The sequence below is a fragment of the Streptomyces sp. NPDC036822 genome (assembly GCF_055609145.1).
In genome coordinates this window covers 562,671-589,112 of sequence record NZ_JBVJPY010000004.1, presented here as the reverse complement: position 1 = coordinate 589,112, position 26,442 = coordinate 562,671, and the positions used below count along the sequence as shown (strand labels likewise).

Below are 26,442 nucleotides of genomic sequence, written 5' to 3'. Positions count from 1 at the left end.
CCACGCCGACGTTCGCCCTGGACAAGACGGACACGGCGGACACGACAGGCCGGACGAAGGGGAGGAGTCGCGATGCCGCTCGAGGGAGAGTACGAGCCGAGCCCGACGAAGTGGGTGCGCGAACAGGTCGAGCGGTACGAGTCCTCCGACGGCGCGAAGGGCACCACGATCCGCGGCATGCCCGTCGTCCTGGTGACGAACCGCGGCGCCCGGAGCGGCAAGATCCGCAAGACCCCGCTCATGCGGGTGGAGCACGAGGGCTCCTACGCCCTGGTGGCCTCGAACGGCGGAGCGGTGAAGCACCCGGTCTGGTACCACAACCTGGTCGCCTCCCCCGTGGTCGAGCTGCGGGACGGGCCGAAGGTACGGGACATGCGGGCGCGTCTGGTCACCGGCGAGGAGCGGCGGACCTGGTGGGACCGGGCCGTGGACGCCTTCCCCGACTACGCGGGCTACCAGCGCAAGGCCGAGCGGGAGATCCCCGTGTTCGTGGTGGAACCGCTGGACTGACCCGGTCGGCGCGGGCCCGGCCGCCATCGGACCGGGGCCCGGCCGGAATGGCGATCTTGCCGGGGGTGGGGTGGGGTGGGATGTGCTGCTGTCGGGCGTCCACGAAGGATGGTTGAAGTCTGTGTCGACCTCGAGCCACGCCGTTCCCGGTGCCCCCTGCTGGGTCAGCCTCATGGCCCGCGACCTGCGGGCCGCCGAGTCGTTCTACGGCGCCCTGTTCGGCTGGGAGTTCCGGCCCACGCGCCTGGGCGAGGAGTTCTCCGTGGCGTTCCGCGACGGCGCTCCCGTGGCGGGCATCGGCGCGCTGGCGCCCCGGCTCGCGGTGGCCGTCGCCTGGACGCCGTACTTCGCCGTCGACGACGCCGATCTGACCGCGGCCCGCATCCGGGAGCGCAGCGCCACCGTCGCGGTCGGTCCCCTGCGTTTCGGGACCGGGCGCGCGGCGCTGGCCGCCGACCGCGAGGGCGCCGTGTTCGGCATCTGGGAGGGCCAGGTCATCCCGGACTGGAGCGTGGGCCGGGGCGGCGCGCCCGCCTGGCTGGAGCTGCGGACCAGGAACGCGTTCGACGCGGCCATCTTCTACGCGGAGGTGCTGGACTGGGCGGGCGAGGGGCCGGACTGCTGCCAGGTCTCCTACGAGGACGACCACGTCGTGCTGAGCCATCGGGACATCACGGTCGCCCGGCTCTCCGGCGGGGCGGTGGAGGCCGCCCCCGACCCGCAGGTCCGGCCGCGCTGGCACGTGCACTTCCGCGTCGAGGACGTGGACAAGACGCGCGAGACCGCCCTCGGTCTGGGCGGGGCCACCGCCTCCGCGGTGCTGACCACGGCCCACGGGCGCGAGATCATCCTGCGCGACCCCGACGGCGGCCTCTTCACGGTCGCGGAGGGCACGGGCGCCGAAAGCTCGGGCGCCGACGCGGGCGGCTTCTAGGGCGTGTGCGAAAGTCCCGTCCAGGCCCGAAGCCCCGTCCAGGGCCCCCGCCGATCCGTGCCGTCCCTTTCCGTACCTTCCGGGTCCGCTCCCGTTCCTTCCGCTCGGGCGTCCGCCGCGTCCGTACGGCCCGTGTCACCCCGTCCGGGCGCGGACGCATACTGGGCGCATGGGATGGCAGCCCCCGACCGTCGACGATCTGAGGGAACGGCTCGGCGCCACGCTCTTCCGCCGGGTGGCCGGTCCGTCGGGCGCGTCGACGCGCGCCCGCATCCACGGCGCCCCCGGTCCTCGCTGGTTCGGCCCCGACCGGCCCATCCGCGCGGTCCACGGTGACGCCTCCATGTTCGTCGGCGGGTTGACGGCGCTGCTGCTGCAGTCGCTGCACCCCCTTGCCATGGCCGCGGTCGCGGCTCACTCCGGGTTCAGGGGCGATCCCTGGGGCAGGTTGCACCGGACCAGTACGTTCCTCGCCGTGACGACGTTCGGGACGGCCGAGGACGCCCGGCAGGCGGTGGAACGGGTCCGGGCCGTCCACGAGCGGGTCCGGGGGACGACCCCGGACGGCGTTCCGTACCGCGCCTCCGATCCGCACCTGCTGTGCTGGGTGCACGTGGCGGAGGTCGACAGCTTCCTGCGGGCCCACCGCGCCTACGGAGCGGCCCCGCTCGACGCCGCCGGCTACGACGGGTACGTGGCGGACGCCGCCGTGATCGCGCGGGAGCTCGGCGTCCCGGACCCGCCGCGCAGCGTCGCCGAGCTGGCGGCGCGGATGGACGCCTACCGCGCGGAGCTGCGGGCCACGCCCGCCTCCCGGGAGGCGGCGAGGTTCCTGCTGCTGCGTCCGCCGATCCCCTGGCCCGCCCGGCCGCCCTACGCGCTGCTGGCGGCGGCCTCCGTCGCGCTGCTGCCCCCGTGGGCCCGGAAGCCGCTGGGGCTGCCGCGCCTTCCGGGTCCGGCGTGGGACGGGGCCCGGGTGGGCGGGCGGCTGGTGACGGGCTCCATCCGCTGGGCCATGGCGCCCAGGCCGCGCACCTGGGACGAGCGTGACGTCACTCCCCCGCGTGCGCGGCGCGACGGATCGTCGCGTCGATGAGCGCGAGCGCCTGCTCGGCGGTGCGGCCCGGCGCGCGGTTCCACGGGCCGATCAGGCCCGTCCAGCCCTGGGCGCGCAGCTCGGTGACCAGCCAGGCGGCGGAGCGGTTCATGGTGTCGGCGCTGCCGTAGCCGAGGCGGTGGGCGGTGAGCAGGGCGCCGCAGAGGCAGCGGGCACCGCGGGCGTCGCGGAGGCGGTAGGGCTTGTTCTGCCAGCCCCATTCCACGAGGACGCGGCGGGCGTGGGCGAGATGGGTGGAGGGCCGCAGGTCTGGCCGGCCGATGCGGCGCCAGGTGTGCAGACGGTCCGGCACGACCGCGCCGAGCCGGCCGGGGAGCGGCCGCTCGGGGGGTGGGGGCGCGGGGAGGGCGTCCAGTGCGGTGGCGACGAGCTGGTCGACGGGCACCGACAGGAGGGCACGCCAGCCGTCCTCGGGGGGTGTGGCCGGGACGTCGGCGGCGGGCGTGGCCGGGGCGTCCCAGTGACGGACGATCTCCTGCCACGCGGCGGTGTCGCAGAGGCGCGCGGCGGCGCGGTCGACGTCTTCGAGGACCGGGTCCACAGCCGGGACCGGGTCCGGCTCCGGGAGGGGGTCCGGGGCGGACGCGAGGGCGGGGTCGGCGGCGGTGGTCGGCATGGTGGGCGCGCTCCTGGCTCGATCGGTCCTCACTCTGCCCAGAATGTCGGCTTCATGATGATTCACCTTGAATGCCGGAGCGCACAAGGTGCGCGACCCACCCATAAGTTACCTATCGGTTTACCGTGACTTCCCGCGCGGGCGGCAGTAGAACTCGTTCCTCTTCCCATCGGCAGAGAGGAACGTCACGTGGTATCACGCCGAAGATTCATCACTGGAACAGGTTCCCTAATCGGCGCCATGGCTCTCCCCGGAGCGGCCATGGCGGCCACCCGCGTCACCGCGGGGGCCCACCTTCCCGTTCTGGTGATCGGGACCGGCTACGGCGGCTCCGTCGCCGCGCTGCGCCTGGCCCAGGCAGGCGTCCCCGTGCACATGGTCGAGATGGGCATGTCCTGGGACACCCCGGGGCCGGACGGGAACGTCTTCGCCAACACCACCAAGCCGGACCACCGCTCCTTCTGGCTGCGCACCCGGACCAAGCAGCCCCTCAGCAGCTTTCTCGGCTTCCCGCTCGACAAGGACGTCCCCCGCTACACCGGCATCCTGGACGCGGAGGAGTTCGCCGGCATCACGGTCTACCAGGGCCGTGGGGTCGGAGGCGGCTCCCTCGTCAACGGCGGCATGGCGGTCACGCCCCGGCGGGAGAACTTCGGGGCGATCCTCCCCTCCGTGAACGCCGACGAGATGTACTCCGTCTACTACCCTCGCGCCAACGCCGGGCTCGGCGTCAACCAGGTGGACCCCGCCTGGTGGGAGGGCGCCGCCTGCTACCAGTACGCCCGGGTGGGCCGCAAGCACGCCCAGCGCTCCGGCTTCCCCTTCGTCTTCGTGCCCAACGTCTACGACTGGGAGTACATGAAGCAGGAGGCGGCCGGGGCGGTCCCCAGGTCGGCGCTGGCCGGCGAGGTCCTGTACGGCAACAACCACGGCAAGAAGACCCTGCGCAAGACCTATCTCGCCCAGGCCCAGGCCACCGGACGGGTCACCGTCTCACCCCTGCACAAGGTCACGTCCGTCACCCCGGCGGCCGGCGGCGGCTACACGGTCGCGATCGACGAGCTCGACACGACGGGCGCCACCAAGGCGGCCAAGACGGTCACGGCGGGGAAGGTCTTCTTCGCCGCCGGCAGCGTCGGCACCAGCAAGCTGCTGACGACACTGCGGGCCACCGGCGCGCTGCCCGGCCTGAACGGCGAGGTCGGCAAGGGCTGGGGGGACAACGGCAACGTCATGTGCGGCCGCGCGAACCACATGTGGGACGCGACCGGCAAGCTCCAGTCGTCCATGCCGACGGCCGGCATCGACAACTGGGACGCGGGCGGCGCGTTCGCCGAGGTGGCGCCGCTGCCCACCGGCATCGAGACGTACGCCTCGTTCTACCTCTCCATCACCAAGAACCCGCACCGGGCGGAGTTCTCCTACGACGCTGCGGCCGGCCGGGTCGATCTGAACTGGCAGACCGCCTGGAAGCAGCCGTCCATCGACATGGCGAAGAGCATCTTCGACAGGATCAACGCGAAGGAGGGGACGATCTACCGCACGGACCTCTTCGGGGGCTCCAGGATCTGGGGCGACCACCTCACGTACCACCCGCTCGGCGGCGCGGTGCTGAACCGGGCCACCGACAACTACGGCCGCCTGCACGGGCACCCGGGCCTCTACGTCATCGACGGCGCGCTGATCCCCGGCAACGCCAGCGTCAACCCCTTCGTGACGATCACGGCGCTCGCCGAGCGGAACATCGAGAAGATCATCGCCACCGACCTGTGACGGCGGCCAGGGGCCGGCTCAGCCCTGGGGCAGGACGCACACGCTGTCCAGGCCCAGCACGTGGTTGAGCCGGCCGAACGCCAGCCAGGAGCCGATGCTCATGCTCAGCTCCACGATCTCCGTCTGGCTGTAGTGCCCGGTCATCCGCGACCAGAACTCCTCGTCGAGACCGTGGTGGTCCAGCGCGTACCGCTCGGCGTACTCCGCCGCCAGACGCGTCCGCTCGTCGAACGCTTCCGTGGTGCGCCAGTGCGTCACGGCGTCGGCGAAGGACTCCTCGACCTTCCGCCCGTCCCGTTCGGTCCGCCAGTCCAGGCAGAAGGCACAGCCGTTGATCTGCGCGATCCGCAGCCGCGCCGCCTCGAACTCGCGCAGGCCGAGCGTGGTGTGCTCGTACACCGACAGCGAGAAGTTGGCGGCCGCCATGCCGATGCCCGGGACCATGTCGCCCCAGACGTATCCGATCGGTTCCTGGCCCTCGGGGATGTCGATGATCACGGCTGTCTCCTTCCGAGCCTGCCCACCGCGGGGCGCAGGGGCACGTCCAGCGCGTCGTAGAGTCCGGGCTTGGCGTCCACGAGCCAGTCGACGGCGTTGACCAGCCTGCCGACCGCGGTGGCGTTCCCGCCCGCGGACCTGTTCTCCCCCTCGTCGGTCGCCTCGACGGTGACCTGGATGCGGGGGCGGCCCTCGACGATCACCCGGTGCGCTCCCGCGCCGTCGGGCGGTGTGGGCCAGTCGGGGGCGCAGGAGGGGTGGATGCGGGTGACGTGCTCGATGACGATGCGGGGTTCGCCGCCGACAATTCCCCGCACCTCGAACCGCACGGCGCCCTGGGTGCCCGCCTCGAAGGACCCCATCGTCCGGGTGGTCACGGTGGAGCCGAGCGGGCGCCGCTGCAGCGTCTCGGCGATGTCGTCGAGCGTGACGCCGAGGGCGCGCGCCATGAGCCGTATCTGGCCGCCCCACACCATGGTGGGCACGGACGGGGCGAGCATCGGCGGTTCGTACTCCATGGGCTGCCCCATGCCGACGAGGTGGCGGACGGAGTCCTCCTGCTCGTACGTCGAGTAGTCGAAGATCTCCTGGCAGCGGATCGCGTCGACGGTGGTGCCCAGGCCGCTGACAAGCAGGGGGAGGACGTCGTTGCCCCAGCCGGGATCGACTCCGGAGACGAAGAGCGAGCCGCCGCCCTCGGCGACGGCGGAGAGGACCGGTTCGCGCAGCTCGGGCGGGGCGCCCGCCGCGTCGTAGAGCGGGTACAGCGAGGGGGTGACCACCACGGCTCCGGCGCGGATCGCCGCGACGACGTCGGCGAGCGCCTCGTCGGGCCGGATGTCACCGGACGCGGCGTAGACGACGGCCCGCGGACGGCCGGCGAGCGTGCTCTCGGCGTCGTCGGTCGCGGCGACCCCCAGGGTGCGGCCGAGGCCGGCGAGGGCTCCGGCGTCGCGGCCCACCTTGGCGGGCGTGTGGACGAGTACGGCGTCCAGCTTCAGGGCCGGGTGGGCGTCCACGGCACGGATGGCGGCACGCCCGACGTTTCCGGTTCCCCAGACGACTGTCGGAATCATGGGCGGAGACTAGCCTGACGGATCGTCAGTTCCTAGGGGTGTGACGTACGCGATCGCCGTACGGGACCGATCGGGGGCCCGTACACGCCTCGCGGGAAACCGGTCACGGTGCGTCACCGCGCGAGGTGGGGCGGGCGTGGTTAGCGTGGCCTTGAGAGACGTCCACCGAGCACCCCCTCGGATGCGTATGCGGACGCACCGTCGATCGGAAGAGAGTCACCGTCATGGCCGCGCAACCCGAAGGCACGCCGATCTGGGCCGACGCGATGTTCACCGACCTCGAGGCCGCCAAGACGTTCTACGGCGAGGTCCTGGGCTGGACCTTCGCCGAGTCCTCCGCGGAGTTCGGCAACTACACCCAGGCGCACCGGAACGGCAAGGCCGTCGCGGCCGTCGTCCCCCCCATGCCCGGCCAGGACGCCGAGCCCCAGTCGGCCTGGTGTCTGTACTTCTCCTCGCCCGACGTGGCCGCCACGGCGGAGAAGATCAGGAACAGCGGCGGCACCGTCCTCATGGAGCCGATGGCGGTCGCCGACTTCGGCTCCATGTGCCTGGCGCGGGACCCCGCCGGCATCGTCTTCGGCATCTGGCAGCCCGGCACCCACCAGGGCTTCGAGCTGGAGGGCGAGCCCGGGGCGTACGCCTGGGCCGAGGTCTTCACCCGGGAGCCGGAGACGTCCGATGCCTTCCTGACCTCGGTCTTCGGCTACCACGCGAAGAAGATGATGGACGACCAGGTCGATTACAAGGTCTTCGACCTGGGCGGCGAGATGCCGGCCATCGGCAGGATGACCATGACCCCGGAGGACTTCCCGGCCGAGGTTCCGTCGTACATCCAGGTCTACTTCGCGGTGGACGACTGCGACGCGGCGGTGGCGACGGCGGAGAAGCTGGGCGGCCGGAAGGTGTTCGGGCCGATGGGCAGCCCGTTCGGCCGCTTCGCGAGCATCGTGGACCCGCAGGGCGCGGCCTTCGCCGTGATCGACCTGAAGACCACCGAGGGCGAGATGCCCGAGATGGTGTGAGGCGGGTACGCGGCGACGCCCGGACCCGGTGACGGTCCCGGGCGTCGCCGCGTCTCAGGCTCCGTCCCACCCGCTGTCCGGTGCGGAAGTCGACGGCGGTGAATCGGCGCGCGGGAGCGGGCTCGTCTGGGGGGCGTGGTCGAGGCCGCTCCTCGAGTGCGTACGTCGGTCGCGCCGGCGGCCGACGTTAGGCCCGAGCACCCCAGTTGTGCCTGCGACCGCCTGCGTTTCACGGGCACTTCATGGTCGTGAAACGTTACGGCAGTCAGGGCTTGAGGCTGCTGACCACGTTGGCGGTGGCGGCCACGCCGTTCTGGATGGTGGGCGCCATGCTGGTGCCCGCGAGGAAGAAGCCGAGCAGCGCGCAGACCAGGGCGTGGGAGAGCTTCATACCGCCGTTGCGGAGGAAGATCACCGCCAGCACCAGCAGAAGCAGCACCACGGAAATGGAAACGGCCATCGCCACACCCTCCTTGCACCGCACCGGAATTGCGGCGTCCGGCGGCCAGTGTGGCGCAGGGGGAGCTCCGTCCGGCGGTACGGCATGCCTGCCGAACGGGTGACGTTGGGGGCCGTGGGCGGCGACGCGTGGCCAGGGGTGTCCTGCCGATCTTGCCCGGATCAGCCGCCGCGGCCCAGGCGAGACTTTACGGACACGACCTAGCCCAGGCACTCCTGCCAGTCGACCGTGCGGTCGCACCAGCGTTCCAGGAGGACACGGTCGTGGCCCACGGCCAGCAGCCCCGCGCCGAAACGGGTGCGGTAGGCCTCGACTGCCGCGACCAGGGCGGCCGTGGTCGAGGCGTCGAGCATGGCCGTCATCTCGTCGCAGACCAGCCAGCGCGGGCGCAGCACCAGGGCCCGGGCCAGGCAGGCGCGTTGGAGCTGGCCGTCGCTGACCTCGTGCGGGCGACGTGCGAGGAGGTCGGCGGTGAGGCCGACCTCGCGGGCGAGTTCGGCGAGGCGGTCCTCGCCGTCGGACCGCCGGCCGGTGGCGCGCAGGGGCTCGACGATCAGGTCGGCGAGCCGGAGCCGGGGGTCGGCGGAGAGGCGGGGCTGCTGGAAGACCACCCCGACGGAGGTCCGCAGCGCGCGCGGCGCGCCGTGCCGCCAGCCGCGTACCTCCGTCCCGTCGAGCACGAGGCGGCCCGCGTCGGGCCGGTGGAGCAGGGCGGCGACCCGGGCGAGCGTGGACTTGCCGCAGCCGCTGGGGCCGAGCAGGCCGACGGACCGGCCGGGCGGGACGGTCAGCGACGCATCGCGGAAGACCGGCGCTCGGCGGTCGTAACCGGCGGTGATGGCGTCGAGTTCAAGCACGGGGCCCTCCGGGTGGGACGGGAGCGAGGACGTGACCGGGGGTGGGAGCGAAGACCCGGCCGAGGGGCCGGCCGATAACCCGGCTAGGCGTCGGGCCAGGGGGCCGCCCGGAAGCCCGGCCGAGGGTGCCGCCGGGGTGGGGAACGAGGGCCGGCGCCGGCCGGGCGGGGCGGGAGCGGGTGCCCGGGCGCGGGGCCGTGGCGCTACGCATCGCCGCCGCCTCGCACGGGGTGGTGGCAGGCCACGCCCGCGAGCGGCACGGGGAGCGTGCCGCACTCCGCGGTCGCGCGCCCGCACCGCGGGGCGAACGCGCAGCCGGGCGGCAGATCGGTCAGTTCGGGCGGCATGCCGGGGATGGGGGTGAAGGCGCGGTCCGGCAGGGCGTCCAGGAGGCCGCGGGCGTACGGGTGGCGGGGGCCCGGCTCGCCGAAGAAGCGGTGTGCGGCGGCGGTCTCGACGATGCGGCCCGCGTACATCACGGCCACCCGGTCGGCGATGCGCCGCGCCGCCTCCAGGTCGTGGGTGATCAGCAGCAGCCCCCGGCCCTCGTCGGTGTGGCGGCGCAGCTCGTCGACGGTCCGCTCGACCAGGTCACGGTCGAGCCCCGTGGTCGGCTCGTCGGCGAGCAGCAGCGGCGCGTCCCCGATCAGGGCGAGGGCGGTCGCCGCGCGCTGCGCGAGGCCCCCGGAGAGTTCGTGGGGGTGGCGGTCGAGGTGACCGGCCGGGAAGGCGGCCCGTTCGGCGGCCGCCTCGGCCGCCGCGCGCCGCTCCCGCCGCGCCGCCCCGGTGAGTTCGCGCACCGTCTCCTCCAGCTGGGAGCGCACGGTGCGGACGGGGGTGAGGTGGGCGGCCGGGCTCTGCGGTACGAGTCCGACGCGCCGGCCCCGTACCGTACGGGCCAGGGTCCGTTCGTCGGCGGCCAGCAGGTCGACGCCGCCGAGGCGGGCCGTGCCGGTGGTCTCGGCGTTGCCGGGCAGCAGACCGAGGAGCGCGGAGGCGAGGACGGACTTGCCGCAGCCGCTCTCCCCGACCAGGGCGAGGCACTCCCCCGCGGCCAGGTCGAAGTCGGCGTCGGTGACGGCGGCGACCCGGCGTCCTCCGCGCATGCGGAAGCGGACGGACAGGCCCCGGACGCTCAGGACGGCGTCGTCGGCGCGTCCGGCGGCGACCGCCTCCAGGGCGCGTACGACGCGTACGTTCCCCGCTCGGGGGTGCGGGGCCTCGGGGTCACCGGCTCGGACGTCCGGGACCGGGGTGTCCGAGGCCGGGGCGTCTCCGGCCGGGGTGTCCGAGGCGCGGGGGTTGACGGCGCGGGAGTTCACAGCATCAGCTCCGATCGACGGCGCGGATTGAGGCGGTCCCGCCACACTCCGGCGAGTCCCGCGACGGCCAGGGTCGGCACGATCAGGAACAGGCCGGGGAAGAGCGTCGGCCACCAGTCCCCGGCGAGCAGGGAGGAGCGGGCGCTCTGCACGAGGTTGCCGAGGCTGGCCTGGTGGCTGGGGAGGCCGAGCCCGAGGAAGGAGAGCGCGGACTCGTGCCACATGGCGTGCGGGACCATGAGCACGGCGGCGAGTCCGGCCTGGGGCAGGACGGCCGGGAGCAGGTGGCGTGCGGCGACCCGCCACCGGGAGGCGCCGCCGGAGACCGCCGCGTCGATGTAGGGGCGCGAGCGCAGCGAGAGGACCTCGGAGCGGACGATCCGGGCGGTCGACAACCAGTGGGTGAGGGCGACGGAGACGATGACCGGCCAGACGCCCGGCCGGAACATCGCCACGATGAAGATGCCGAGCAGCAGGTGCGGTACGGAGGAGAAGGCGTCGACGATCCGCATCACGAACCGGTCCGTCCAGCCGCCGAACGCTCCGGCGGCGGCGCCGACGGCGGTGCCGATGACGGTGGCGACGAGCGCGGCGACCAGGCCCACGAGCAGCGAGATCCGCAGCCCGTAGACGCTGCGCAGCAGCAGGTCCCGGCCGACGTCGTCGGTCCCGAACGGGTGCTCCCAGGACGGCGGCAGGAGCTTGCGGGACAGTTCGACCGCCTGCTCGTCGAGACGGACGACCGGGGGGACGACGAGGACGGCGAGGACGACGGCGCCGACGATCACGGCGGAGGACCAGAAGCGGACGCGCCGGGTGCGGGGGTCAGCCATCGAAGCCCACCCTCGGGTCGGCGAGGCCGTACAGCAGGTCGGACAGGAGGTTGCCGAGGAGCACCGCGGCCGTGGCGAGCACGGTGAGCGCGGCGAGCAGCGGGAAGTCGACGGAGGTGGCGGCCTGGACGGTGGCGGCGGCGATGCCGGGCCAGCTGAAGACGGTCTCCACGAGCAGGGCTCCGGTGATGAGTTCGGGGACGCGGGAGCCGACCAGGGTGAGCATGGGCAGCATGCCGGAGCGCAGGGCGTGGCCGAGCAGGACGGTGCGCTCCCGCAGCCCGCGCGCGCGTGCCCCGCGGACGGGGTCCTCCTCCAGGGCGTCGCCGACGCCCTGCCTGACGTAGAGGAAGAACCACGGCAGTTGGGTGACGCCGAGGACGGCGGCGGGCAGCACGAGGTGTGCGGCGACCTGGCCGAAGGTGACGGTGTCGCTGGCCGTGTCGGTGAGGCCGCCGGCCGGCAGCGCGCCGAGCTTCAGCGCGAAGAACCAGATGGCGAGCAGGCCGAGCCAGAAGGCGGGGGCCGCTTCCAGGGTGTACGCGGCGGAGCTGACGGTCCGGTCGAGCCAACCGCCGCGGCGGCGTCCGGCCAGGACCCCGAGGGTGGTACCGAGGAGGATGGCGAGGAGGAAGGCGGTGACGGCGAGGAGCGCGGACCAGCCGATCCGCTCGGCGATCACGTCGGCGACGGGCTGCCGCATCACGCTGGAGTCTCCGAGGTCGCCGCGCAGGGCGGAGGTGAGCCAGTCCCACCAGCGGGTGACGAGCGGCCGGTCGACGCCGAGGTTGGCGCGCAACTGGTCGAGGTTCTCCTGCGAGGAGGTGAGTCCGGCGGTGCCGGCGTACGCCTTGACGGGGTCGAAGGGGGAGGCCGCGGCGACGGCGAAGACCGCGAAGGTGACCGCCAGGAGGACGGGGACGGCGAACAGCGCCCGCCGTCCCGTCATCCGGGCCATGGCCCCCCAGGGGAGGCGACGGCTCACCGCGTGTCCTTCGGCTTCCAGGTCTCGACGTTCCACCAGGGGCCGGCGGCGAGACCGTGGTCGTGCGGCTCGGTCTGCGTGGACAGTCCGGTCCAGCGGTCCTCGACGACGTACAGGTGGTCGATGTGGGTGAGGAAGGTGTAGCCGGGGTTCTTGACCAGCTCGCGCTGCACGGTGTCGTACGCGGCCCGGCGCGCGGTGAGGTCGTCGGTGCGCCGGCCGGCCTCCAGGGCCTGATCGACGGCCTTGTTGTCGTACCAGGCCATGTTGTTGAAGCCGTCGCCGCCGAGGGTGGACTTCAGGAGGAGGTACTGGTCGAAGTCGGGGTCGCCGGGCGAGCCGCCGCCGGCGAGGACGGCGTCGGTCCTCATGCGCGGCTCGATGACCTCCCAGGTGCCGCCCTGGGTCCTGATGTCGATGCCGGCCTTCTTGGCGTCGGAGGCGTAGGCGAGGGCGTGGTCCTGGCGGAGCTTGTCCCCGGAGAGGTACCAGAGCGGAAACTGGGCCCGTACGCCGTTCCTGACGCGGATGCCGTCAGGACCCGGCTTCCAGCCGGCCTCGTCGAGGATCTTCCGGGCGCCGGCGAGGTCGTGGCGGCGCTCGGTGCCCTTGGCGAACCACGCGCTGTCGGTGGGTACGGGGCCGTAGGCGGGCTTTCCGGCGCCTTCGAGGATCTTGTCGACCATGGTCTGCCGGTCGACGGCGATGTCGAGGGCGCGGCGGACGGCGGTGTCTCCCGTGACCGGGTGGTGCGTGGGGAGCGTGACCGTGCGGTAGTCGTACGTCGTGGCGGCGTACGTCTTCTTCGCCTTGTCGTTCGTGAAACCGGCCGCGAGGTTGGGCGGCAGGATGGCGCCGTCGAGGTCGCCGGAGCGCAGCCGGGTGGCGCGGACGTCGTCGTCCTTGATGATCGCCATGGTGAACTTCTTCACCTGCGGGGCCCCACCCCAGTAGCGGGGGTTGGCATTGAAGCTGAGCTTCTCGCCCTTGGACCAGCCGGTGAGGACGTAGGGGCCGGTGCCGATGGGCCGGGTGGTGAAGGGGCCGGAGTTGACGTCCTGGCCGGCCGCGACGTGCTCGGGGGCGATGGCGAGGACGGTCCGCTCGGCGAAGGGCGCGTAGGGGTACTTCAGGGTGAAGACGACGGTGTGCTCGCCGACGGCCTTGACGTCCTTCAGGGCGTCGAGCTCGGTCCGCGAGGGGTTGTTGGTCTTCGGGTCGAGGATCGTCCGGTAGGTGAAGACGACGTCCTTGGCCGAGAAGGGGCGGCCGTCGCTGAAGGTCACGCCGGTGCGGAGCGTGTAGGTGTACGTCAGTCCGTCGGGGCTCACCCGGGGCAGGGCGTCGGCGAGGGCGGGCCGCAGCTTCATGGTCCCGTCGAAGGCGAGGAGCCCGTCGAAGATCTTGGAGTTGCCGTCCTTGCCGTAGCCGAGGAGAGGGCTGAGGGTCTCGGGCTCGTAGGCGATGCCGACGACCGCGGAATCCGTGGGGCCGCCGGAGCCCGAGGCGGGTCCGCCGGGGTTCGAGCAGGCCGCCGCGGTGACGGCCAGGGTTCCGGCCAGCGTCGCGGCGGCCGCGCCGCGTATGGATCGGGCGGTCATGGTGCCCACACCCCTCTTGAAGATCAACCGTTGTTGCGAACAACTCGCAATTAAACAGTATGTAAAGGGGTGTGGGCACGGGGGCCCCTTACCGCGGCCTGACCTCCCGGCTCACGCCGGAGCCGGGAGACCCACCAGTTCCGCGATCGCGTCCTGGTGGAAGCCGGCCGAACCGAGGGCGATCTGGTCCGACTTCGCCCGCTTCAGCGCGAGGTGGGCCGGGTGCTCTCAGGTCATGCCGATGCCTCCGTGCAGTTGCACGCACTCCTCGGCCGCGTGGACGGCCACCCGGGAGCAGTACGCCTGGGCGACGGCGACGGTCAGGGGGGCCTCGGGGCTGCCGGTGGCCAGGGCGTCGGCGGCGGCGCGGGCCGCCGCTCGGGCGTTCACGATCTCCAGCCAGAGCTGTGCCATCCGGTGCTTGAGCGCCTGGAAGGAGGCCACCGGGCGGTTGAACTGGTACCGCTCGCGGGTGTGCCGGACGGTCTCCTCCAGGCACCACTCCGCGAGGCCGAGCTGCTCGGAGGCGAGCAGCCCGGCGCCCGCGAGCAGACCGCGCCGGACGGCCTCGGCGGCGGTGTCCGCGTCGGCGATCCGGGTGCCGGCGGCTGCGCCCGTGGTGACGGTGGCCAGGGGCCGGGTCAGGTCGAGCGGCGTCCGCGGCTCGACGGTGGCCTCGGCGGCCGGGACGGCGTGGAGCCCGTCCGCGCGCGGTACCAGGAAGACGTCGGCGACGACGGCGTCGGCGACCCCGGACACCGTGAGCGCGCCGTCGCCGCCCGTGCCGGAGGACGGGAGCGCGGCGGTGGGGCCGGTCGGCAGCGGCAGCGCGAGGACCGCCACGCTCCGCCCGGCGGCGAGGTCGGCGAGGAGGCCGGCGACGGGCCCGGTCTCCGTGTCCAGCGCGAGCAGGGTCTCGGTGGCCACCACGGCGCTGGTGAGGTACGGCGCCGGCGTCACCGCGCGGCCCAGCTCCTCCAGCACCACGGCCGCCTCGCGGTGGCTCGCGCCCTGGCCGCCGAGCTTCTCGGGTACGAGCAGTCCGGCCGCGCCGATCTCGCCGGCGAGGGACTTCCACAGGCCCGGCACGTACGGGCTCTCGCCCTCGATCCGGCCGAGCAGCGTCTGCGCGCCGGCCCGGTCGGCGAGCAGCGAGCGGACCGCCGCCCGCAGGTCGTCTTCCGTCTCGGAGTAGAGGAGGTCGGTCATCGGGCGAGGTCCTTCCAGGCGACGTCCTTGTCGTTGCGGGGTTCGGCGGGCAGGCCGAGGACCCGTTCGGCGACGATGTTGAGCAGGACCTCGGTCGTACCGCCCTCGATGGAGTTGCCCTTCGAGCGCAGGTAGCGGTAGCCGGCGTCCCGGCCGGTGAAGTCGACCAGTTCGGGGCGGCGCATGGTCCAGTCGCCGTACAGCAGCCCCTCGTCGCCGAGGAGTTCGACCTCCAGGCCGCTGATGGCCTGGTTGAGGCGGGCGAAGCCCAGCTTCATGGCGCTGCCCTCGGGGCCGGGCTGTCCGGCGACGAGCTGCTGGCGCAGCCGCTCGCCGGTGAGCCTGGCCACCTCGGCGTCGACCCAGAGGTCGAGCAGGCGGCGGTGCAGGTCGTGGGTGCGCAGCTCGGGGCGCTCGCGCCAGGTCGCGGCGACGGGGCCGATCATGCCGCCCTCGCGCGGGATGCGGGCGCCTCCGATGGTGACGCGCTCGTTCATGAGCGTGGTCTGGGCGACCCGCCAGCCGTCGCCGACCTCTCCGAGGCGGTGGGCGTCGGGGATCCGGACGTCGGTGAGGAAGACCTCGTTGAACTCGGCCTCGCCGGTGATCTGGCGCAGCGGCCGTACCTCGACACCGGGGTCCGACATGTCGCAGACGAAGTAGGTGATGCCGCGGTGCTTGGGCACGTCGGGGTCCGTGCGGGCGATGAGGATGGCCCAGCGGGCGACATGGGCGCTGGACGTCCACACCTTCTGGCCGTTGACCACCCAGGAGTCGCCGTCCCGGACCGCCCGGGTGCCGAGCGCGGCGAGGTCGGAGCCGGCTCCCGGTTCGCTGAAGAGCTGGCACCACACCTCCTCGCCGACCCAGAGCGGCTTCAGGAAGCGCTGCTTGACCTCGTCGGAGCCGTAGGCGAGGAGGGTCGGCGCGGCCATGCCGAGGCCGATCCCGATCCGGCGCGGGTCGTTGTCGGGGGCGCCTGCCGCGGCGAGTTCGGCGTCGACGACGGCCTGGAGCGAGCGGGGCGCGTCGAGTCCGCCAAGGCCGGCGGGGTAGTGCACCCAGGCGAGCCCGGCGTCGAAGCGTGCGCGCAGGAAGTCCTCGCGCGGGGTGGTGGCGGGCGGGTGCTCGGCGAGCAGCCGCCGGGTGCGGTCGAGCAGTTCGGCGGCGTCCGTCATGCCCGGGCTCCTTCCGGAAGAACGACCAGACGGCCGGTGGTGACGCCCTCGGCGACCCGCTGCACGGCGTCGGCCGCGTCGGCGAACGCGACGCGCTCGCTGACCAGCGGCTTGATCAGCCCCTTGGCCGCGTACGCGGTGAGGGTCTCGTGGCAGCGCGGGATCGCGGCCGGGTCCTTGAGGTTGTAGAGGCCCCAGTGCAGGCCGAGGATCGCGTAGTTCTTCACCAGGGCGTGGTTGAGCGCGGGCGAGGGGATCGAGCCGCTGGCGAAGCCGACGACGACGATCCGGCCCTCGAAGGCGACGACCTTGGCGGACTGGGCGTAGGCGGCGCCGCCGACCGGGTCGTAGATCACGTCCGCTCCCCGGCCGCCGGTGGCCTCCTTCACGGCGGCGACGACGTCCTCGGAGCGGCGGTCGATGACGACGTCGCAGCCGAGCGCACGGGCCACCTCGGCCTTCTCGGGGCCGCCGACCACGCCGATGACCGTGGCGCCGGCCGCCTTGCCGAGCTGGACGGCGGCGCTGCCGACTCCGCCGGCGGCGGCGTGGACGAGCAGCGTCTCGCCCTCCTTCAGGGCGGCGCGGCGGTGCAGGCCGAACCAGCCCGTCTGGTAGCCGATGTGGAGCGCTGCGGCCTCGGCGTCGTCCAGGGCCTCGGGGGCCGGGAGCACGCTCGCCGCGTCCGCCACGGCGTACTCCGCGAGGCCGCCGTGCGGAAGGACGGGGGTGGCGATGACCCGCCGGCCGTCCTCGGTCTCGCCGCAGATCTCCACCCCGGGGGTGAAGGGCAGGGGCGGCCGCACCTGGTACTGCCCGCGGCAGAGCAGGGCGTCGGGGAAGTTGATGTTCGCGGCGCGGACCTTGAGGAGGAGCTGCCCCTCGCCCGGGGTGGGCACGTCCACCTCGTCGCGCTGCATCACCTCGCCCGGCTCGCCGTTCTCGTGCACTCGCCATGCCTGCATGGAGCTCCTCCACCAGCGGTCGTCCGTACTGCCCGGTCGGTCGCATACTAAGCGGTCGCTTGATGTGGAGGAACCGTATGCCGCGACTTTCTCGCCCGCCCTCAGGAGTTCTTCGGCCGGGCTCGCACGTGCATGCGCTCACCCTGCGGCCCGAAGAGGCTCAGGAACTCCACCGGGCCGTCGTCCGTGGGCCCGAACCAGTGCGGCACGTGCGTGTCGAACTCGGCCGCCTCTCCCGCGACCAGGACGACGTCGTGCTCGCCGAGGACGAGCCGCAGCCTGCCGGAGAGGACGTAGAGCCACTCGTACCCCTCGTGCACCCGCGGATCGGGGTTCTCGTACGGCTTGTCCTGCACGACCTTGTACGCCTGCAGGCCGCCGGGCTGGCGGGTGAGCGGGAACATGGTGCGGCCGTGGCGCACGATCGGCTTGGCCCGCACGCGCGGGTCGCCGACCGGCGGCGCGCCGACCAGCTCGTCGAGGGGCACCTGGTGGGCGCGGGCGATGGGGAGCAGCAGCTCCAGGCTGGGCTTGCGGTGCCCGGACTCCAGGCGGGAGAGCGTGCTCACCGAGATGCCGGTGGAGGCGGAGAGATCGCCCAGGGTGGCTCCCCGCTCGTGCCGGATGCGGCGCAGCCGCGGACCGACCTCGTTCAGTACCTCGTCGATGCGTTCGTCATCGGTCATGAGTCCATTGCAGAAACGGCAAGAACGTTTGTCAAGTGACGACCGCCGGAGTGAGAGTCGTGGCATGAGCGAACACGAGCACACTCCCGGACAGCGGTACGACGTCGTGGTGGTCGGAGGTGGCGCGGCGGGGCTGAGCGCCGCTCTGGTCCTCGGCCGGTCGAGGCGCCGGACCCTGGTGGTCGACGCCGGCGAGCCGCGCAACGCCCTGGCCGCCCACATGCAGGGCTACCTCTCCCGGGACGGGATGGACCCGGCCGCGTTCCTGGCGGAGGGGCGGCGGGAGATCGCGGCGTACGGGGTGGAGTGGACGGCGGGGCGGGTGACGGAGGCGGCCCCGGACGGGGCCGACGGGTTCGTGGTCACCCTGGACGGCGGACGGACGGTCCGCGCGCGCCGGCTGGTCGTGACCACGGGCCTGGTGGACGGACTCCCGGCGATCGAGGGAGTGGCGGAGCGGTGGGGGAAGGACGTGCTCCACTGCCCGTACTGCCACGGCTGGGAGGTCCGCGACCAGGCGTTCGGGGTGATCGCGCACCCGGTGATGGGCGCGCACCAGGCCCTGATGGTGTCCCAGTGGTCCGACGACGTGACCCTCTTCCTCCACACGGCCGCGCCCCTGTCCCCGCAGGACCGGGCGCGGGTGGCGGCGGCCGGCATCACCGTGGTGACCGGCGAGGTGTCCGGGCTGGTCGTCGAGGAGGACCGGCTGACCGGCGTGCGGCTGGCCGACGGCCGGGTCGTGGAGCGTGCGGTGCTCTTCGCCGGGACGCTCCTGTCGCCCCGGGACGGGCTGCTGACGGCGCTCGGCGCCACGACCGAGGAGACGCCGTTCGGGCCGTTCGTGGCGGTGGACGCGACCGGGCGGACCAGCGTCCCGGGGGTCTGGGCAGCGGGCAACGCGGTCGGGCCGGCGGAGCAGGTGATCAACGCGGCGAGCGGCGGGTACCGGGCGGGCGCGGCGATCAACGGGGAGCTGATCCTCACCGACCTGGACCGGAAGGCCGCGTCCGCGAGCCGACGGGGATGACACCGGGGGTGACGGGTCCGCCCCGGGGCGCCGGAGCGGCCGGCCGAGTGCGGCGGGGAGCGGTGCCCCGCGCGGGGTGCCGGCACCCGGTCCGCCGGCGGGCCTTCCGTTCTCACGGCCCCCGCGCTATCGATGCCGCATGACCGACGAAGCGACCGACCCGCCGGGACTGCCCGCACCTCCCCCGCTCGGCGCGAGCGCGCTGCCGCCGGGGACGTACGACGGGAGGGTGGTCCTGGTGACCGGCGGAGGCTCGGGGCTGGGCAAGGCGATCGCCGCCGAGTTCGCCCGCCTCGGGGCCGAGCTGATGCTCGTCGGCCGGACGGCCGCCCGGCTCGAGGCGGCCCGCGTCGCACTCGCGCGCGTCGGCGGGACCCGGGTGGCGGCCGCCGTCTGCGACATCCGCGACGCGGAGGCCGTCGCGGGGGCCTTCGACGCCTGCGAGGCGGCGCTCGGCTCCCGGCCGCACGTCCTGGTGAACAACGCGGCCGCCAACTTTCCCGTACCGGCCGAGGAGTTGTCGCCCAACGGCTGGCGGGCGGTCGTCGACATCACGCTGACGGGGACCTGGTTCGTGACCCGGGAGTTCGCCCGACGCCATCTCGCCGCCCGGACCCCGGGCTCGGTGGTGAACGTCGGCGCCTCGTACGCGTGGACCGGCGGCCCCGGGTTCGCCCACTCGGCGGCGGCGAAGGCCGGGGTCAAGAACCTGGTGGAGACGCTGGCGGTGGAGTGGGGACCGTACGGGATCCAGGTCAACGGCCTGGTGCCCGGGCTGATGCCGCACGAGGACATGACCGCCGGCATCCGGGCCGGTCTCGACCGCGCAGGGGCGCCCGACGGGCGGCAGCCGGCGCTGCGGGTGGGCCTGCCCCGCGAGCTGGGCTGGGCGGCGACCTTCCTCGCCTCGCCCTACGCCCGTTTCGTCAGCGGGCACACGCTCGTGGTCGACGGGGCGAACTGGCAGCGCCGGAGCGTGGTCGGCGATCCGGTGGTGCCGGTGCGCGAACAACTGGGGCGGGGGCGGTTCGAGGTCTGACGGGCGCTGCGGAGTGTCCGGAAGGTGTCGGCGTCCGCCCGGAGGGCGGGGGCTGCGGCGTCCGGTGCGTGCGATCGCAAGGCGGAGGAGGGAGACATGGCGGAGCCATGGCGACCGACGACAACGCGGCCGGGGGCACCTCCCCTGCCCGAAGGGCTACGGGGGAGCACGTGCAGGGCGTCGCAGCCCGGGCGAGACGTGACGGACGCGACTTAGGCCGTGCGGATGAATCCGGGGACGCCCGGGCTGCGGCGCCCGGGCGGCGCGGCGAGGATCGGCTGTGGTGGCCGGACGGCCTCCGCACGCTGAAAGGCAGGGCCCTCGCATGCTCGGTACGGACTTCACCACGGGCTCCCCCGTCTGGCTCGACCTGGGCAGCCCCGACACGGCGGCCGCCGCCGCGTTCTACTCCGGCGTCTTCGGCTGGCAATTCGCTCCCGTCGGCCAGGAGGACGTCGACTACGGCTTCTTCCAGCTCGACGGCAAGACGGTCGCGGCCCTCGGGGCCCTGACCGAGGAAGGGGCGGGCTCCGCCTGGATGCTCTACTTCCAGACCCCGGACGCGGACGCCACCGCGAAGGCCACCGCGCAGGCCGGCGGACGGGTGCGCGCCGAGCCCTTCGACATCCCGGACGCCGGGCGGATGGCCCAGCTGACCGACCCGGGCGGCGCCGAGTTCGCCGTGCGGCAGCCGCCCGGGCGCATGGGCCTGGAGAAGACCTCCGAGAACAACACCCTCTGCTGGGCCGAGCTGCACGTCGGCGACCCGGCGGCCGCCGTGGACTTCTACGGCGGGCTGTTCGGCTGGCGGTCGCAGGACATGGACGCCCCGGGGATGACCTACCGGGTGCTGTCCACGGCCGAGGGCGACCAGCAGGACGCCTCGTTCGGCGGGATCGCCGCGCTGGGGGACGGCGGGGACACGGCGCGCTGGATCCCCTACTTCGCCGTGGCGGACGCGGACGAGACGGCCGCCCGGGCGCAGAGCGCCGGCGGGTCGGTCCTGATGCCGGCGGCGGACGTTCCGGACGTGGGGCGGATCGCCTGGCTGGCGGACCCCTTCGGCGCCGCCTTCGCCGTCCTCAAGCCCGCGCCTCAGACGTAGGTCAGCGGCCTTCGAAGCGCGGGGGCCTACGGGCCGCCTTCGCCGCGTAACCCTCGCGGGCGTCCTCGGACGTCAGGGTGAGCGCCGAGGCGAGGGCGGCGCGGTCGAGGGCGGCGTCCAGGCCGTGGTCGGCGTAGGCGTCGATGTCCCGCTTGATCGCGCGTACGGCGAGGGGCGCCGCCGCCGCGATGGCGGCCGCCGTCTCCCGGGCGGCGGCGTCGAGTTCGCCGGCCGGCGTGACGCGCTGCACGAGGCCGAGGCGCTCGGCGGTGGCCGCGTCGATGCGGCGGCCGGTGAGCGCCAGGTACTTCGCCCAGCCGGCGCCCGCCTCGCGGGCGATCCGCAGGTCGCCGCCCGCGTCCACCGCGACACCGATGCCGGCCTCGGGCAGCGCGAAGACCGCGTCGTCGGCCGCCAGGCGCACGTCGGCCATGAGCGCGAGCTCGAAGCCGAAACCGAGGCAGTAGCCCTGGACGGCGGCCACGACCGGCTGCGGGAGCCGGGCGAAGGCCGCGAAGCGCTCGTGGACCCAGCGGATGCCTTCGGCGTAGCGCTGGGTCCGTTCGGCGGCCGAGCGGCCCGTGATCGCGCCGCCGGGCGCGGTGACGTCGATGCCGGCGCAGAACGCGCGCCCTTCGGCCCGCAGCAGGACGACCCGGACCCGGTCGTCGAAGCGGATCCGGTCGGCCGTGATGCCGAGCTGGCGGCTCGCCTCCCAGCTCCAGCCGTTCAGCTTCTCGGGCCGGCACAGGGTCAGCACACCGATCCCGTCCTCGCCGACGTGCAGCGAGAGACGCCGCTCGCCCTCCGGGATCTCCCTGTCGAGCGTGTCGATCACCGTGCCTCACCCCACTCCCCCACCCACTGACGGACCGTCAGGCTAGCGCGGGAACACCTCGAAGGCGACGGCGGGACGGCCGCCGAACCGGTCCGCGAAACGCTGGTTGTTGCCGGCGAGGAAGGTACGGACGTACTCCTCCGGGTCCGCGTCCGTCAGCCCTTCGAGGTAGGCGCGGTGGGCGAGCAGGGAGCGGACGGAGCGTTCCAGGCCGGGCGTGGCGTCGACGGCGTGGGTCGGGGTGGTCGTTCCGGCGACCGCGACCCAGCGGACTCCGTCCCACGGCTCCAGGCCCTGCTCGACCAGCTCGGGGAAGACCCAGCGGTTGCCCGCGTCGCCCGCCGCGTCGAGCGTGGCCCGCCCGACCGCGACGTGGTCGGGGGTGTTCCAGGCGCCGCCGACCGCCGGGCCCCAGGTGTCCCGGTGGTTGAGGGTGACGACCAACTCGGGGCGGTGCCGCCGGATGGCCGCCGCGATGTCGCGGCGCAGACCGGGGCCGTACTCGATCACCCCGTCACGGTGGTGGAGGAACTCCACCACCGCGACCCCGACGACGGCCGCGCTGTCGCGCTGCTCCTGTTCGCGCAGCGGGCCGCAGACGGCGGGGTCGAGGGAGTCGATCCCGGCCTCGCCGCGGCTGGCGAGCACGTACGCGACCTCCTTGCCGGCGTCCGTCCAGGCGGCGACCGCGGCGGCGCAGCCGTACTCCAGGTCGTCGGGGTGGGCGACGACGGCGAGGGCCCGCGTCCAGTCGTCCGGCATCTCTTCCAGGAGCGGGGTGTTCGTGTCGATCATGAGCGCAGGATAGGGGTTTCACCCCGGATCGACCGCGCCGTGAACGTCCGCGCCGGCGTCAGCCCTCGCCCCGCGCGAGGGCGAGCAGCCGGTCGAGGACGCGGGGGCCGCCCGCCCGTACGCCGTCGTGCTCGAACTCGTCGGTGACCCAGGTCCGCAGGCCGCGGATGGCGCGGGCGGTCTCCAGAGAGTGGGCGGTGTCGACGTACAGGTCGTCGTGGTAGACGGCCGCGGCGACGGGCACCTCGTTGGCCGCGAGGCGTGCCGGGTCGTAGAGCGGTGCCCAGTCGGCGCGTTCGGCGAGGAGGTGGGCGGTCTCGCGCAGCGGGCGCAGCGCCGGGTCGGTCTCGAAGTGCCAGGGGTGGACGGTCTCCCCGGTGAAGAGGAGCGGGGCGTCGCCGGTGAGGGTCTTCGCGGCGTCGAAGCCGGGGAACTCCGCGCGCACCCGGTCGGCGGCCCAGGCGGTGGGCCCCTGCCCCTGGGCGTAGATCGCCTCGTGGAGCACGGCGTACAGCGGGTGTCCCGCGTACGAGAGGAGGTTCTGGACGTTCTCCAGGAAGGCGTCCGACAGGGCCGGTCCTTCGACGGTCGGGGCGAACGCGTCCTCCAGGAGGAGGTGGAGCTGGTGGGTGCCCTCGCCGCCGCCGAGGAGGTTGCCGAGGGACTGGAAGGACGGCGCGGTGAGCAGGCCGCCGTTCGGGAGGGTGACCGGGCGTTCGACGAGGTGGGAGGCGATCCGGCGGGCGCGTTCGACGTCCTGCGGATAGCGGGCGTAGTGGGCTTCGGCCTTGCGCCGCATGCGCGGGAAGGCGGCTCGGTAGACCTCGTCGGCGGTGTGGTGCAGGGAGGGCAGGCCCCCGGTGATCAGGACGGTCTCCAGGCCCTCGGGGGCGGTGGAGAGGTAGTGGACGGCGCAGAAGCCGCCGAAGCTCTGGCCCAGGACGGTCCAGGGGGCGCCGCCGGTGAGCCGTCGCCGGATCAGCTCACAGTCCTTGACGATGGAGTCGGCGCGGAAGTGGGCGAGGTGGTCGGCCTGCTGCCGCGGGGTTCCGCGCAGGGGCAGGGTCTGACGGTTCGCCGGGGTGGAGTGTCCGGTGCCGCGCTGGTCGAGGAGGAGGACGCGGAACTCCTGGACGGCCCGGCCGAGCCAGGCCTGCCGGCCGACGAAGCGGCGTGCGCCGAAGCCGGGCCCGCCCTCCAGGTACACCAGCCAGGGAAGGTCCGCTCCGGCCTGGTCGCTCGCGACGGCCTCGCGTCCGTAGACCTCGATCCGCTCTCCCTCGGGATCGGCGTGGTCGAGCGGCACGCTGAAGCGGTGGTCGGTGAGGACGAGGCCGGGCTGGCGGTAACGGGGCACTGCCGCTCCTGTTCGATGCGCCCCCGCCCGCCCAGTGGATCACAGGGCGTGGAGCGGGGGCGCATCGAGGGGGCGCCGGAAGGATGCCCGTCCGTCCGGGAGGTGTCAGGAGGTCGGGAAGTCGTCGGCGGTCCTGATCCGCTCCCGGATCCACACTCCGGCGGGCTTGAGTGCGGAGGTCCCGGTCCACGGGCCGTTGCCGTCGCAGGTGCCGGGGCGGAAGACGGCGCCGCTGCGGTGGTCGTCGGAGAAGTTCCAGTTGACCCAGCTGATCTTCTTGGCGGCCATGAGGTCGAGGTAGCGCTGGGTCATGGCGAAGTCGTCGGTGCCCTCACCGGCGTAGTTCTGGGTGCCGAACTCGGTGACGAAGACGGGCAGCTTGTCGGCGGCGCGGGAGAGGGTCTTCAGGTACTCGTCGCGGTGCGAGTACGCGTAGAAGTGGAAGGTGTACATGATGTTGGAGGCCCTCACCGGGTCGGCGACGACCTCGGACTCGTTCGCGCCCTCGGAGACGCCGAGCGAGGACCACGCGCGCGTGCCGACGAGGACCGGGGTCTCGGCGTCCTTGGCGCGGATCACGGGGATGAGCTGCTCGGCGTAGCTCCTGACGCGGGACCAGGAGACGCCGCTGGGCTCGTTGGCGATCTCGTAGAGGAGGTTGGCCTTGGCGCCGTGGCGCTGGGCGATCTCGGTGAAGAAGGTCTTCGCGCGGGCGAGGTTGTGGTGGGGGTCGCCCGGGTCGAGCATGTGCCAGTCGACGATCACGTACATCCCACGGGCCGTGGCCTGTTCGATGAGCGAGTGGGCCAGGTCGGTGTACTTGCGTGGGTCGGTCTCGTACCCCTCCTCCTGGACGTAGGTGGAGACGCGCAGGACGTCCGCCTTCCAGTCCTTGGCGAGGGCGTCGAGGGAGCCGCCGGTGAGGCACTGGCTGTACCACTGCGTGCCGTGGCTGGACATGCCGCGCAGCTGGATGGGCTTGCCGTACCGGTTGCAGAGCTTGGTGCCGCAGACCTTGAGCTGTCCGTTGACCGCGGCCGGGCTTCCGGCGACGGGGGCGGCGGCCGCGGCGGGGTCGCCGTTGACGGGCGCGGGGGCGGCGGCCGCGGTCTGGTGCGGTGAGGCGGCGAGGCCGAGGAGCAGGGCGGCCACGGCCGCGCCGACGGCGCCGAGGGAGCGGAGGTGAGGACGAGCCGATCGTGCCGATGTCATGGGGGTCTCCACGGAACGATGGATTGAAAGGAAAGTTTCCTAACCAATGGATAGCAGCCGGACCGACGGCCTCGCAAGGGTCATGACAACAGACGGTGTTCAGCGGGCCGTCCGCGCGGCAGCTCCCGTCCGCCCCGGAGCCGCCGTGGCCCGCCGGTCCGGAGCCTCCCGGACGGCCCCGGTCCCCGTGCGCGGCGCACGCACCGCTCCTAGCGTGGGTCCATGATCCGGTTCGAGCAGGTCGGCAAGGTGTACGCGGACGGCACCACGGCCGTCGACGGCCTCTCCTTCGAGGTCGCCGAGGGCGAACTGGTCACCCTGGTCGGTCCGTCAGGCTGCGGCAAGACGACCACGATGATGATGGTCAACCGGCTCATCGAGCCCACCTCGGGCCGCATCCTGGTGAACGGTGAGGACGTCTCCACGGTCGACCCGGTCAGGCTCCGCAGGAGCATCGGCTTCGTCATCCAGCAGGGCGGCCTCTTCCCGCACCGCACGGTCCTGGAGAACGCCGCGACCGTGCCGGCGCTCCTCGGGTGGAAGAGGTCGAGAGCCCGGGCCCGCGCCGCCGAACTCCTCGACCTCGTCGGTCTCGACCCCGGGACGTACGGCGGGCGGTACCCGGCCCAGCTCTCCGGCGGACAGCGCCAGCGGGTCGGAGTGGCCCGGGCGCTGGCCGCCGACCCGCCCGTCCTGCTCATGGACGAACCGTTCGGGGCGGTGGACCCAGTGGTCCGCGAACGGCTGCAGAACGAGTTCCTGAACCTCCAGGCCACCGTCCGCAAGACGGTCCTCCTGGTCACCCACGACCTCGAGGAGGCCGTCCGGATGGGCGACCGGATCGCGGTGTACGGCCAGGGGCGCGTCGAGCAGTTCGACACACCGGCGGCCGTCCTCGGCGCCCCGGCCACCCCGTACGTCGCCGAGTTCGTCGGCACGGACCGCGGCCTCAAGCGGCTGTCGGTCACCGCGATCGAGCCGGACGACCTCGAACAGCCGCCGGTCGCCCGCGTGGACGAGGCGGCCTCCGCCGCCGCGGCCCGGCTGCGGGCCGACGGGGCACGGTGGGCGGTGGTCCTCGGAAGGGGCGGCGAGCTGCACGGCTGGGTGGCGGCCGAGGCGCTGGCCCTCGCCGGCGAGGAGGGCACGGTCGGTGACCTGGCGCGCCGGATGGAGGCGTGGGTGCCGGTCGGCGCCCCGCTGAAGCGGGCCTTCAGCGAGATGCTTCAGCACGACGCGGGCTGGGTGGCCGTCCTCGACGGTCCGCGCTTCCTCGGCGTCCTGACCCCGGCGGGACTCCACGAGGCGCTGCGCCGTTCGGTCGACGCGGACGTGCGGGGCGTCGGGCGCGGCGAGGTCCAGTTCGACTCGATCGCCGACGCCTGAGGGCCGCGCCTTCGGGCGGCGCTCCGCCGGCGGGG

At 73.6% G+C, this 26,442-nt stretch carries 25 protein-coding genes and 1 pseudogene; 9 read left to right on the top strand and 17 right to left on the bottom strand.

Annotated elements, in window-relative coordinates; genetic code table 11:
• Positions 1-72 precede the first annotated feature (72 nt).
• From ACZ68P_RS13255 to ACZ68P_RS13245, 3 genes are all read left to right on the top strand, one after another.
• Complete coding sequence (locus ACZ68P_RS13255) at positions 73-510, top strand: nitroreductase family deazaflavin-dependent oxidoreductase (RefSeq protein ID WP_471005547.1); 438 nt, start codon at positions 73-75, stop codon at positions 508-510.
• A 172-nt stretch (positions 511-682) separates the two neighbouring features.
• On the top strand, positions 683-1,444 hold the full coding sequence (locus ACZ68P_RS13250) for a VOC family protein (RefSeq protein ID WP_471005629.1): 762 nt from the start codon (positions 683-685) through the stop codon (positions 1,442-1,444).
• A gap of 169 nt (positions 1,445-1,613) precedes the next feature.
• A complete protein-coding gene (locus ACZ68P_RS13245) occupies positions 1,614-2,540 on the top strand; it encodes an oxygenase MpaB family protein (RefSeq protein ID WP_471005546.1) in 927 nt (308 codons plus the stop codon).
• Here ACZ68P_RS13245 and ACZ68P_RS13240 read toward each other — a convergent pair.
• Positions 2,497-3,177, bottom strand: coding sequence for a DUF6197 family protein (locus ACZ68P_RS13240; RefSeq protein WP_471005544.1), 681 nt, complete (start codon positions 3,175-3,177; stop codon positions 2,497-2,499). The two genes, ACZ68P_RS13245 and ACZ68P_RS13240, sit on opposite strands and share 44 nt — an antisense overlap.
• A 240-nt stretch (positions 3,178-3,417) precedes the next feature.
• On the opposite strand from ACZ68P_RS13240, the gene ACZ68P_RS13235 reads away from it, so the two are divergent.
• Positions 3,418-4,950: a GMC oxidoreductase gene (locus ACZ68P_RS13235; protein WP_471005542.1), complete on the top strand. Its 1,533-nt coding sequence runs from the start codon at positions 3,418-3,420 to the stop codon at positions 4,948-4,950.
• 18 nt (positions 4,951-4,968) lie between these two features.
• Here the strand turns inward: ACZ68P_RS13235 and ACZ68P_RS13230 are convergent, their stop codons facing one another.
• Together ACZ68P_RS13230 and ACZ68P_RS13225 are read right to left on the bottom strand one after the other, a co-directional pair.
• On the bottom strand, positions 4,969-5,448 hold the full coding sequence (locus ACZ68P_RS13230) for a carboxymuconolactone decarboxylase family protein (RefSeq protein ID WP_471005540.1): 480 nt from the start codon (positions 5,446-5,448) through the stop codon (positions 4,969-4,971).
• The gene (locus tag ACZ68P_RS13225) at positions 5,445-6,524 is read right to left on the bottom strand and encodes an NAD(P)H-dependent amine dehydrogenase family protein (protein ID WP_471005539.1); all 1,080 of its coding nucleotides are present in this window, start codon (positions 6,522-6,524) and stop codon (positions 5,445-5,447) included. The genes ACZ68P_RS13230 and ACZ68P_RS13225 overlap by 4 nt, the downstream gene beginning before the upstream one ends.
• Positions 6,525-6,748: 224 nt before the next feature.
• Between ACZ68P_RS13225 and ACZ68P_RS13220 the strand changes: the two genes are divergently transcribed.
• Positions 6,749-7,549 (top strand): VOC family protein, encoded by an 801-nt coding sequence (locus tag ACZ68P_RS13220; RefSeq protein ID WP_471005537.1) that lies wholly within the window; start codon positions 6,749-6,751, stop codon positions 7,547-7,549.
• A 265-nt stretch (positions 7,550-7,814) separates the two neighbouring features.
• Here the strand turns inward: ACZ68P_RS13220 and ACZ68P_RS13215 are convergent, their stop codons facing one another.
• The 10 genes and pseudogenes from ACZ68P_RS13215 to ACZ68P_RS13170 form a co-directional block, all read right to left on the bottom strand.
• The gene (locus ACZ68P_RS13215) at positions 7,815-8,009 is read right to left on the bottom strand and encodes a hypothetical protein (protein ID WP_365715689.1); all 195 of its coding nucleotides are present in this window, start codon (positions 8,007-8,009) and stop codon (positions 7,815-7,817) included.
• 200 nt (positions 8,010-8,209) lie between these two features.
• On the bottom strand, positions 8,210-8,866 hold the full coding sequence (locus ACZ68P_RS13210) for an ABC transporter ATP-binding protein (RefSeq protein WP_471005536.1): 657 nt from the start codon (positions 8,864-8,866) through the stop codon (positions 8,210-8,212).
• Positions 8,867-9,069: 203 nt separating this feature from the next.
• Positions 9,070-9,972, bottom strand: coding sequence for an ABC transporter ATP-binding protein (locus tag ACZ68P_RS13205; RefSeq protein ID WP_471005628.1), 903 nt, complete (start codon positions 9,970-9,972; stop codon positions 9,070-9,072).
• Positions 9,973-10,184: 212 nt separating this feature from the next.
• Positions 10,185-11,021 (bottom strand): ABC transporter permease, encoded by an 837-nt coding sequence (locus ACZ68P_RS13200; protein ID WP_471005534.1) that lies wholly within the window; start codon positions 11,019-11,021, stop codon positions 10,185-10,187.
• Positions 11,014-11,979, bottom strand: coding sequence for an ABC transporter permease (locus ACZ68P_RS13195; protein ID WP_471005627.1), 966 nt, complete (start codon positions 11,977-11,979; stop codon positions 11,014-11,016). Before ACZ68P_RS13195 ends, ACZ68P_RS13200 begins: the two co-directional genes overlap by 8 nt.
• A 23-nt stretch (positions 11,980-12,002) precedes the next feature.
• Positions 12,003-13,607 (bottom strand): ABC transporter substrate-binding protein, encoded by a 1,605-nt coding sequence (locus tag ACZ68P_RS13190; protein WP_471005531.1) that lies wholly within the window; start codon positions 13,605-13,607, stop codon positions 12,003-12,005.
• Between the two features lie 111 nt (positions 13,608-13,718).
• A pseudogene (locus tag ACZ68P_RS13185) lies at positions 13,719-14,816 on the bottom strand (acyl-CoA dehydrogenase family protein).
• The gene (locus tag ACZ68P_RS13180; RefSeq protein WP_471005529.1) at positions 14,813-15,994 is read right to left on the bottom strand and encodes an acyl-CoA dehydrogenase family protein; all 1,182 of its coding nucleotides are present in this window, start codon (positions 15,992-15,994) and stop codon (positions 14,813-14,815) included. Before ACZ68P_RS13180 ends, ACZ68P_RS13185 begins: the two are co-directional and overlap by 4 nt.
• Complete coding sequence (locus ACZ68P_RS13175) at positions 15,991-16,959, bottom strand: NADPH:quinone oxidoreductase family protein (protein ID WP_471005527.1); 969 nt, start codon at positions 16,957-16,959, stop codon at positions 15,991-15,993. The genes ACZ68P_RS13180 and ACZ68P_RS13175 overlap by 4 nt, the downstream gene beginning before the upstream one ends.
• A 101-nt stretch (positions 16,960-17,060) precedes the next feature.
• Positions 17,061-17,645 (bottom strand): helix-turn-helix domain-containing protein, encoded by a 585-nt coding sequence (locus ACZ68P_RS13170; RefSeq protein ID WP_471005526.1) that lies wholly within the window; start codon positions 17,643-17,645, stop codon positions 17,061-17,063.
• Between the two features lie 64 nt (positions 17,646-17,709).
• Here ACZ68P_RS13170 and ACZ68P_RS13165 point away from each other — a divergent pair, with 64 nt between their 5' ends.
• The 3 genes from ACZ68P_RS13165 to ACZ68P_RS13155 all read left to right on the top strand — a co-directional run bounded on the left by ACZ68P_RS13165 (position 17,710) and on the right by ACZ68P_RS13155 (position 20,819).
• Positions 17,710-18,675, top strand: coding sequence for an NAD(P)/FAD-dependent oxidoreductase (locus ACZ68P_RS13165; protein ID WP_471005524.1), 966 nt, complete (start codon positions 17,710-17,712; stop codon positions 18,673-18,675).
• A gap of 139 nt (positions 18,676-18,814) precedes the next feature.
• On the top strand, positions 18,815-19,714 hold the full coding sequence (locus tag ACZ68P_RS13160) for an SDR family oxidoreductase (RefSeq protein ID WP_471005522.1): 900 nt from the start codon (positions 18,815-18,817) through the stop codon (positions 19,712-19,714).
• Between the two features lie 325 nt (positions 19,715-20,039).
• Positions 20,040-20,819, top strand: a complete 780-nt coding sequence (locus ACZ68P_RS13155; RefSeq protein WP_471005521.1) for a VOC family protein — start codon at positions 20,040-20,042, stop codon at positions 20,817-20,819.
• Position 20,820: 1 nt separating this feature from the next.
• On the opposite strand, the gene ACZ68P_RS13150 is transcribed toward ACZ68P_RS13155, so the two are convergent.
• The 4 genes from ACZ68P_RS13150 to ACZ68P_RS13135 form a co-directional block, all read right to left on the bottom strand.
• Positions 20,821-21,657, bottom strand: a complete 837-nt coding sequence (locus ACZ68P_RS13150; RefSeq protein WP_471005520.1) for an enoyl-CoA hydratase/isomerase family protein — start codon at positions 21,655-21,657, stop codon at positions 20,821-20,823.
• A 42-nt stretch (positions 21,658-21,699) separates the two neighbouring features.
• Complete coding sequence (locus tag ACZ68P_RS13145; RefSeq protein WP_471005518.1) at positions 21,700-22,452, bottom strand: PIG-L deacetylase family protein; 753 nt, start codon at positions 22,450-22,452, stop codon at positions 21,700-21,702.
• 58 nt (positions 22,453-22,510) lie between these two features.
• Entirely contained in the window at positions 22,511-23,809 is a 1,299-nt protein-coding gene (locus ACZ68P_RS13140) for an alpha/beta fold hydrolase (RefSeq protein ID WP_471005516.1), read from the bottom strand.
• Between the two features lie 105 nt (positions 23,810-23,914).
• Positions 23,915-25,021, bottom strand: coding sequence for a glycoside hydrolase family 5 protein (locus ACZ68P_RS13135; protein WP_471005514.1), 1,107 nt, complete (start codon positions 25,019-25,021; stop codon positions 23,915-23,917).
• 222 nt (positions 25,022-25,243) lie between these two features.
• Here ACZ68P_RS13135 and ACZ68P_RS13130 point away from each other — a divergent pair, with 222 nt between their 5' ends.
• Positions 25,244-26,407, top strand: coding sequence for an ABC transporter ATP-binding protein (locus tag ACZ68P_RS13130; protein ID WP_471005512.1), 1,164 nt, complete (start codon positions 25,244-25,246; stop codon positions 26,405-26,407).
• Positions 26,408-26,442: the final 35 nt, after the last annotated feature.

Coding starts and splice junctions, on each gene's coding strand:
- ACZ68P_RS13255 (WP_471005547.1), top strand. CDS start 73: ATGCCGCTCGAGGGAGAGTACGAGCCGAGCCCGACGAAGTGGGTGCGC.
- ACZ68P_RS13250 (WP_471005629.1), top strand. CDS start 683: ATGGCCCGCGACCTGCGGGCCGCCGAGTCGTTCTACGGCGCCCTGTTC.
- ACZ68P_RS13245 (WP_471005546.1), top strand. CDS start 1,614: ATGGGATGGCAGCCCCCGACCGTCGACGATCTGAGGGAACGGCTCGGC.
- ACZ68P_RS13240 (WP_471005544.1), bottom strand. CDS start 3,177: ATGCCGACCACCGCCGCCGACCCCGCCCTCGCGTCCGCCCCGGACCCC.
- ACZ68P_RS13235 (WP_471005542.1), top strand. CDS start 3,418: ATGGCTCTCCCCGGAGCGGCCATGGCGGCCACCCGCGTCACCGCGGGG.
- ACZ68P_RS13225 (WP_471005539.1), bottom strand. CDS start 6,524: ATGATTCCGACAGTCGTCTGGGGAACCGGAAACGTCGGGCGTGCCGCC.
- ACZ68P_RS13220 (WP_471005537.1), top strand. CDS start 6,749: ATGGCCGCGCAACCCGAAGGCACGCCGATCTGGGCCGACGCGATGTTC.
- ACZ68P_RS13215 (WP_365715689.1), bottom strand. CDS start 8,009: ATGGCCGTTTCCATTTCCGTGGTGCTGCTTCTGCTGGTGCTGGCGGTG.
- ACZ68P_RS13205 (WP_471005628.1), bottom strand. CDS start 9,972: ATGCGCGGAGGACGCCGGGTCGCCGCCGTCACCGACGCCGACTTCGAC.
- ACZ68P_RS13200 (WP_471005534.1), bottom strand. CDS start 11,021: ATGGCTGACCCCCGCACCCGGCGCGTCCGCTTCTGGTCCTCCGCCGTG.
- ACZ68P_RS13195 (WP_471005627.1), bottom strand. CDS start 11,979: ATGGCCCGGATGACGGGACGGCGGGCGCTGTTCGCCGTCCCCGTCCTC.
- ACZ68P_RS13190 (WP_471005531.1), bottom strand. CDS start 13,607: ATGACCGCCCGATCCATACGCGGCGCGGCCGCCGCGACGCTGGCCGGA.
- ACZ68P_RS13180 (WP_471005529.1), bottom strand. CDS start 15,994: ATGACGGACGCCGCCGAACTGCTCGACCGCACCCGGCGGCTGCTCGCC.
- ACZ68P_RS13175 (WP_471005527.1), bottom strand. CDS start 16,959: ATGCAGGCATGGCGAGTGCACGAGAACGGCGAGCCGGGCGAGGTGATG.
- ACZ68P_RS13170 (WP_471005526.1), bottom strand. CDS start 17,645: ATGACCGATGACGAACGCATCGACGAGGTACTGAACGAGGTCGGTCCG.
- ACZ68P_RS13165 (WP_471005524.1), top strand. CDS start 17,710: ATGAGCGAACACGAGCACACTCCCGGACAGCGGTACGACGTCGTGGTG.
- ACZ68P_RS13160 (WP_471005522.1), top strand. CDS start 18,815: ATGACCGACGAAGCGACCGACCCGCCGGGACTGCCCGCACCTCCCCCG.
- ACZ68P_RS13155 (WP_471005521.1), top strand. CDS start 20,040: ATGCTCGGTACGGACTTCACCACGGGCTCCCCCGTCTGGCTCGACCTG.
- ACZ68P_RS13145 (WP_471005518.1), bottom strand. CDS start 22,452: ATGATCGACACGAACACCCCGCTCCTGGAAGAGATGCCGGACGACTGG.
- ACZ68P_RS13135 (WP_471005514.1), bottom strand. CDS start 25,021: ATGACATCGGCACGATCGGCTCGTCCTCACCTCCGCTCCCTCGGCGCC.
- ACZ68P_RS13130 (WP_471005512.1), top strand. CDS start 25,244: ATGATCCGGTTCGAGCAGGTCGGCAAGGTGTACGCGGACGGCACCACG.